This is a genomic window from Fluviirhizobium alvei (assembly GCF_030551875.1).
In the GTDB taxonomy this organism is placed as follows: Bacteria; Pseudomonadota; Alphaproteobacteria; order Rhizobiales; family Rhizobiaceae; genus Rhizobium_E; species Rhizobium_E alvei.
This window is the reverse complement of sequence record NZ_JAUOZU010000006.1, coordinates 611,739-617,925: the sequence shown is the minus strand read 5'-3', so window position 1 is coordinate 617,925 and position 6,187 is coordinate 611,739. Positions and strand designations below refer to the sequence as shown.

The window sequence follows — 6,187 nt, the reverse complement described above, 5'->3', positions numbered from 1 at the left end:
AGAAAAGCTCCGCTTCGCTATCCGCGAAGGTGGCCGTACCGTCGGTGCAGGCATCGTCGCCTCCATCATCGAGTAATCTCGGCTAGAATTTGCGAAAGGCCTCGCCGGAAACGGCGGGGCCTTTTGCGTTTCGACCGATGCCGCATGCTTCGCCCTGTGAATAGTATGATATTTTGGGTCCCAGCCCTTGCCAGTTTGTCTGTTCGCACGTTGGATAGATCAGGAGGACCAAATATGAAAAAGCGAATTCTATTCACCGGTGGTTCGGGCAAGGCGGGTCGCCATGTGGTGCCCTGGCTGGTGAATGCCGGTTATGAGGTGACCAATATCGATCTCGTGCCGCTCGACAGCCCTGGCGTCGCCAATATCAAGGCCGACATCACCGATCTCGGTCAGGTGTTCGGTGCCTTGTCGATGCATCGCGATTTCCCGGATCTCGAAACCGGCAAAAGCGTTCTGCCCTATGATGCGGTTGTTCATTTTGCCGCCATCCCGCGCATCCTGATTACGCCCGACAATGAGACCTTCCGGGTCAATGTGATGGGCACCTACAATGTCATCGAAGCGGCCGTCAAACTCGGTATCCGCAAGGTCATCATTGCCTCGTCGGAGACCACATACGGCATCTGCTTTGCCGATGGGCATCGGGATTTTCATTCTTTCCCGCTGGAAGAGGATTATGACGTCGATCCGATGGATTCCTATGGTCTGTCGAAGGTGGTGAACGAGAAGACGGCGCGTGCCTTTGCCGAGCGAACCGGCGCAGACATCTATGCGCTTCGTATCGGCAATGTCATCGAACCGCATGAATATGACCGGTTTCCGCATTATTTCGCGCATCCGGAAATCCGCAAGCGCAATGCCTGGTGTTATATCGATGCGCGCGATCTCGGCCAGATCGTCCATCTCTGCATCGAGAAGGATGGGCTCGGTTACCAGGTCTTCAATGCCGGCAATGATACCAATTCGGCGAGCCAGCCGACGCGCGAACTAGCCGAGCACTTCTTTCCGAATGTGCCGTTCACACGCGAGGTCGGCGAATATGAAGCGCTGTTCTCCAACCGCAAGATCCGGGAAATGCTCGGCTTTCGCGAAGAGCACGACTGGCGCAAATATGTGAAGATCTGAGCGGATCGCCCGGCGATCAGGCGGGCTGGTCCTCGAAGTCCAGCCTAGCCTGCCGGATCCGGTCATGATTGGTTTCTGCCCAATCGACGAGCATGGCGAGCGGCTTCATGAAGGACTGACCGAGCGGTGTCAGCTGATATTCCACACTTGGTGGTTTGGTGGGAAACACGGTGCGGCTGATATAGCCGCCGCGTTGCAGCTCGCGCAATGTCTGGGTCAGCATGCGTTGCGAGATATCGGGCACGCTGCGCCTCAGGACGCCGAATCGCTTGGGACCGGAAGCCAGTTCCAGCAGCATCAGCATCGACCATTTGCCGCTTATCTGATCCATGACATCGCGCACCGGACAGTCAGCCGGATTGAAGCCAAGCCGTTTGTAGTCGTTCAGGCGATTGCGAACGAGTTCGGCAGGCGAGGGTATGTCATTCATGCCGGTTCCCTTTTTGTAACCTACTGAGAAAATAATGCCTCCTTTACAAGAGGCTGGCAAGCTATAAATAAGAGCAAGTCTCAAAAAGAGACCTTCATCCATTCGCGGGCAAGGATGCCCGCCGACAGGCCACACAAAGGAAACACCATGGCTCAGAAACTCCTGCTCACCGGCGCGGCCGGTCATCTCGGCAAGCTCACGCTCGACAGCCTTCTGGCCCGTGGTGTTGCCGCAGGCGATATCATCGCGACCACCCGTGACCCTTCCAAGCTGGCCGACTATGCCGCCAAGGGTGTTGAGGTCCGCCAGGCCGATTTCAACGATCTCGAAGGGCTGACCAAGGCTTTTGCCGGCGCCGATCGTCTGGCAATCGTATCGACCGATGCAATCGATGGCATCGGCACGCGCCTCAAGCAGCAGACGAATGCAGTTCAGGCCGCCAAGGCTGCCGGCGTCAAGCACATCATCTATACATCGATGCCGAACCCGGGACCGGAATCGAAGATCACCTTTGCCGGCGACCATCGCGGCACCGAAGAAGCGGTCAAGGCTTCCGGCCTTTCCTTCACGATCCTGCGCAATGCCTGGTACCAGGAAAACCTGTTCATGAGCCTGCCGCAGGCCTTTGCCTCGGGTCAATGGTACACGTCGGCTGGCGAAGGCAAGGTCACCCATGTCTCGCGTGCCGATTGCGCCGATGCTCTGGCTGCGGCCCTTTCGGCGACCACTACCGAGAGCAAGACCTACACGCTGACAGGCCCGGAAAAGTTCACCACCGCTGAAATCGCAGCCCTTGCCAGCCAGATCGTCGGCAAGCCGCTCAACGTGGTTCATCTGACCGACGAACAGCTTGCCGGTGGCATGAAGGCGGCCGGCGTGCCGGAATTCATGATCCCGTTCCTGGTCGGTTTCGATGCCAACACGCGCGAAGGCGGCATCGATCTCGTCACGGATGACGTCGAGACCCTGACCGGTCACAAGGCAAGCCCGCTCAAGGCCTTCTTCGAAGCCAACAAGGCCGCCTTCGGCTAATTGGTCGAAGCGTAGAAACAAGCCCCCGGAACAGCCGTTTCGGGGGCTTTGGTGTTTCTGGGGCTTTGTCTTTTGACGATCAGCTCACGGTCTTGACGATCTTGAAGCCGCGCTTTTCCAGTTCCGGGAAGTAGGTTTCGGCATCGAAATAGCCTTCCGGTGCATAGACGCCGGCTTTCTTCGGATATTTGAGGATCAGCTGGGCGGCGATCGATGCATTCATGGAAGTGCAGGCATCGACATAGCCGTCATACATCGCGTTCGGCGTCACGATGACATCCACCCGCGCAGTGGCCGGTTTGCCATTCTTGCGACCCTGACCGATCGCGAAATGGATCTCGTGGCTCGACTGATCCGGGATACGGTCGCGATTGCGCTCGATATTGCGGGCGATGACTTTCGACAGAACATCGATCGGCTTGACCTTGGTGCCGTTGACCTCGACTTCATCGGCAAAATCACCGAATCCGGCCTTCACCAGCCCGACCCAAGCCTCGTGCTCGCGATGCGGCAGATGGAGTTTCCAGGTGAATTCCTTGATACCCTTTTCGCGGATGCCATCGGCGAGCGGGACTGTCAGCTGCTCGGAATGGGGCGAATACATGAATTCGCATTTGCCCCAGGGTTCCGGCAGTTCCACCACTTCCACACCGGTCATCGGTGCGCAGGTGACATGTTTGCCTTCAAGGAACTGCGTCGAGGGATGGGCATATTCGGCGAGCACGGTGGAAATCGAGTAGGGCGGCACCAGAACGGGATTTTCGTCGCCGACAAATTCGGCTGCCCAGTAGAGATTGATGCGATCGATTTCGTCGAGTTCGTCGGCAACCGCGCGGCAAATGACGTTCGACATACCGGGATCGGCACCGACGCCGGTCACCGCGGTAACGCCAGCGGCCTTGAAGCGCTCATGCTCGGCGATCTGCTTGACCGTATAGGTGCCGAGGCCGCCGAGATCGACATAGGGAATGCGGGCTTCAAACGCGGCTTCGAAGATCGTCATCTGGAAGCCGAGCAGGGTCGGCACGCAGTTGATGATGATATCGGAACCGGCAATAGCGCCTTTCAGGCTCGCTGCATCCGACACCTGCAGATCGACAGCCACCAGACGCTTGTCGCCAAGCTCGGCGATCAACGCTTCGATCCGCTCGCGCGAAACATCGGCAATACGGATGGTCCTGATATCGATGATGGCGCGATCGGAAATCAGGTCGCGCACGACGCCGGCGCCCATGAAACCTGCGCCGCCGAGGAGGGTCATAATCATTTTCTCTGCTTTCGTTCGTTGTCGAAACTGCGCTCAGACATGCTTGCGTCCGCCAGCGTCATAGAACCAGTCATCGGGATAGGGGTACCACCAGCCCTGGCGCACCGGCTTGTGATCGACAATCACCATCTTGGAACGCCGGAACGTATCGAGGCCGAGGCGGGAAAGTTCGCGGCCGATGCCGGACATTTTCCAGCCGCCGAAGGGAAGGGCGTCATTGTCGATCAGCGGATTGTTGACCCAGACCATGCCGGCTTCGAGTCTTTCGGCCGCTTCCATCGCCTCTTCCAGCGAGGTGGTGAAGACCGAGGCGCCGAGGCCGAATTCGCTGCGGTTCGCGAGCTCGATCGCTTCGTCGAAATCCCTGACGCGAACGACGGAGGCGACGGGGCCAAAACATTCCTCATGCATCACGGCCATATCCATGGTGCAATCGGTAAGGATGGTCGGTTCGAAGAACCAGCCGACCGGCTGATCGGCCGGAATGTTGCCGCCGGTGACGACCTTGGCGCCCTTGGATTTCGCGTCCTCGACGAGGCGGATCACCTTGTTGCGGGCCGCTTCGGAGACGAGCGGACCGATTTCGGCGCGGCTGAGCCCGGGGCCGACGCGGAGCCTACGGGTTTCTTCGACAAAGGCCTCGATAAAATCGTCATGGACCGCATCCACCACGAAGAACCGTTCCGCCGAGGTGCAGACCTGGCCGGACATATGGAAGGCGGCGGTGACGGCACCGGCGGCCGCAATGCCGAGCGGCGCATGTTTCGTGATGATCAGCGGATCGGAACCACCGGCTTCGATGACCGCCGGCTTCATCTGGGCAGCTGCAGCCATCGCCACGGCCTTGCCGGCCGCAACCGACCCGGTAAAGGCTACGGCATGGGTCATGGGTGACGCGATGAGGGCCTGGGCAACATCGGCACCGCCCGGCAGGCAGGAGACGAGCCCATCGGGCAAGGCTTCGAACACCCCCATGAATTGGAGCGTCGAAAGCGTTGTGGCCAATGCGGGCTTGATGATGCAGGCATTGCCAGCCGCAAGTGATGCGGCCACCGTCCAGCACATGAGCAGGATCGGGAAATTGAACGGCATGATATGGACCGAGACGCCGACCGGCTCATAGCGGGCATATTGGAACGAGCCGGTCTGGGTGGTGCCGGCAACCTTGCCGCCGTCATCGCGCGCCATTTCCGCAAAATAGCGGAAGGCTCCGGCGCAATTGGCGACTTCGCCGATCGCTTCGGGGTAAGGCTTTCCCATCTCGCGCACCATCAGTTCGGCGCAACGGCGCATATCCGTGGCCTCGATCTTGTTGGCGACGCGATGTAGCAATGTCGCGCGGGTCTTGGCATCCAGCTGTTTCCAGCCCTTCTGCGCCACGGTCGCCGCCTTAAGAACAAGCGCGATTTCATCCGGCGTCGTATTGGCAATTTCGCCTTCGATCGTCAGAGAGGCCGGATTGATGATTTCCATCCGTGAACCGGTCGAGGGCAGGTAATGCGGATGAAGGTAATGAACGGGCTTTTCCGGATCGAACATGTGTTTTACTCGCATGAAAGGGGTGGGCCCGCATGGTGCTCCATGCGGGTCGCGGTCGAGCGATCCTCAGCGGATCATGTAGACTTTCTTGATCGTCTCATGGACGGTGCAGACGCCCTTCCAATCCTTCGGGAAGAAGGCGGCTGTGTCCGGGGTGATCTCGATCACCTCGCCGCTTTCATGCACATAGGTCGAACGACCTTCGAGGAAGTGGCAGAATTCGTCGCGGGTCACGTGGCATTCCCACTTGCCGGGCGTGCAGACCCAAAGACCGCATTCGCTTTCGCCGTTCGGTCCCTTGTGGATCAGTTTGCCGGATACATGGCTGACACCTTCGATCATGGTCGGGATGGTGCCCCAATCCACGAGGTTTTCCTGCTCCAGCGGCTTGTACATCAGGGGTGCGGAGGTCATGTTTATTCCTTTGAATTCAACGGCTCATGAAAGCCTTGGACAGTGTTTCAGTAATGATGGACGTGCCGGTCCAGCCTCCGGGAAAGAAGACAATCGAACCGGCTTCAACGGCGATTTCCTCGCCGCTTTCGTGAATGTAGAGGCCCTTGCCGCCGAGAAAGACGCAGAATTCGTCGCTGGCGATCGTAATCGTGCGGGTGCCCGGCGTGCAGGACCAGATGCCGCATTCGCTCGACCCATCCGGGTTGGCGCTGAGGATCTTGCCAGCCATGACGGGATTGCCCGCAGTGGCGGTCTTGGAGGGACCCCAGTCTTCGAGTTCGACTTTTGCAGCATTTACCCAGAAGGGTGTGGTCACTAACGGTGTCGTCATGGCG

General features: G+C 58.9%; 8 protein-coding genes. 3 read left to right on the top strand and 5 right to left on the bottom strand.

The genetic code is table 11. The annotated features are described in order from the left end of the window. A partial coding sequence (locus tag Q4481_RS09335; protein ID WP_144623229.1) for an EF-Tu C-terminal domain-related protein occupies positions 1–76 on the top strand: 76 nt, incomplete at its 5' end. Between the two features lie 158 nt (positions 77–234). Then, complete coding sequence (locus tag Q4481_RS09330; RefSeq protein ID WP_304376066.1) at positions 235–1,128, top strand: NAD-dependent epimerase/dehydratase family protein; 894 nt, start codon at positions 235–237, stop codon at positions 1,126–1,128. Between the two features lie 16 nt (positions 1,129–1,144). On the opposite strand, the gene Q4481_RS09325 is transcribed toward Q4481_RS09330, so the two are convergent. After that, complete coding sequence (locus Q4481_RS09325; protein WP_304376065.1) at positions 1,145–1,558, bottom strand: winged helix-turn-helix transcriptional regulator; 414 nt, start codon at positions 1,556–1,558, stop codon at positions 1,145–1,147. Positions 1,559–1,705: 147 nt separating this feature from the next. Between Q4481_RS09325 and Q4481_RS09320 the strand changes: the two genes are divergently transcribed. After that, entirely contained in the window at positions 1,706–2,590 is an 885-nt protein-coding gene (locus tag Q4481_RS09320; protein ID WP_304376064.1) for an SDR family oxidoreductase, read from the top strand. 79 nt (positions 2,591–2,669) lie between these two features. Here Q4481_RS09320 and Q4481_RS09315 read toward each other — a convergent pair whose 3' ends face one another. From Q4481_RS09315 to Q4481_RS09300, 4 genes are all read right to left on the bottom strand, one after another. Continuing rightward, positions 2,670–3,857: a saccharopine dehydrogenase family protein gene (locus tag Q4481_RS09315; RefSeq protein WP_304376063.1), complete on the bottom strand. Its 1,188-nt coding sequence runs from the start codon at positions 3,855–3,857 to the stop codon at positions 2,670–2,672. A gap of 33 nt (positions 3,858–3,890) precedes the next feature. Beyond that, a complete protein-coding gene (locus Q4481_RS09310) occupies positions 3,891–5,396 on the bottom strand; it encodes an aldehyde dehydrogenase family protein (protein WP_304376062.1) in 1,506 nt (501 codons plus the stop codon). A 66-nt stretch (positions 5,397–5,462) separates the two neighbouring features. After that, on the bottom strand, positions 5,463–5,810 hold the full coding sequence (locus tag Q4481_RS09305) for a cupin domain-containing protein (RefSeq protein WP_304376061.1): 348 nt from the start codon (positions 5,808–5,810) through the stop codon (positions 5,463–5,465). Positions 5,811–5,826: 16 nt separating this feature from the next. Beyond that, entirely contained in the window at positions 5,827–6,183 is a 357-nt protein-coding gene (locus Q4481_RS09300) for a cupin domain-containing protein (RefSeq protein WP_304376060.1), read from the bottom strand. Between the last annotated feature and the right edge of the window lie 4 nt (positions 6,184–6,187).

Excerpts from the sequence above, each read along its gene's own strand:
- Q4481_RS09330 (WP_304376066.1), top strand. The coding sequence starts at position 235 with ATGAAAAAGCGAATTCTATTCACCGGTGGTTCGGGCAAGGCGGGTCGC.
- Q4481_RS09325 (WP_304376065.1), bottom strand. The coding sequence starts at position 1,558 with ATGAATGACATACCCTCGCCTGCCGAACTCGTTCGCAATCGCCTGAAC.
- Q4481_RS09320 (WP_304376064.1), top strand. The coding sequence starts at position 1,706 with ATGGCTCAGAAACTCCTGCTCACCGGCGCGGCCGGTCATCTCGGCAAG.
- Q4481_RS09315 (WP_304376063.1), bottom strand. The coding sequence starts at position 3,857 with ATGATTATGACCCTCCTCGGCGGCGCAGGTTTCATGGGCGCCGGCGTC.
- Q4481_RS09310 (WP_304376062.1), bottom strand. The coding sequence starts at position 5,396 with ATGTTCGATCCGGAAAAGCCCGTTCATTACCTTCATCCGCATTACCTG.
- Q4481_RS09305 (WP_304376061.1), bottom strand. The coding sequence starts at position 5,810 with ATGACCTCCGCACCCCTGATGTACAAGCCGCTGGAGCAGGAAAACCTC.
- Q4481_RS09300 (WP_304376060.1), bottom strand. The coding sequence starts at position 6,183 with ATGACGACACCGTTAGTGACCACACCCTTCTGGGTAAATGCTGCAAAA.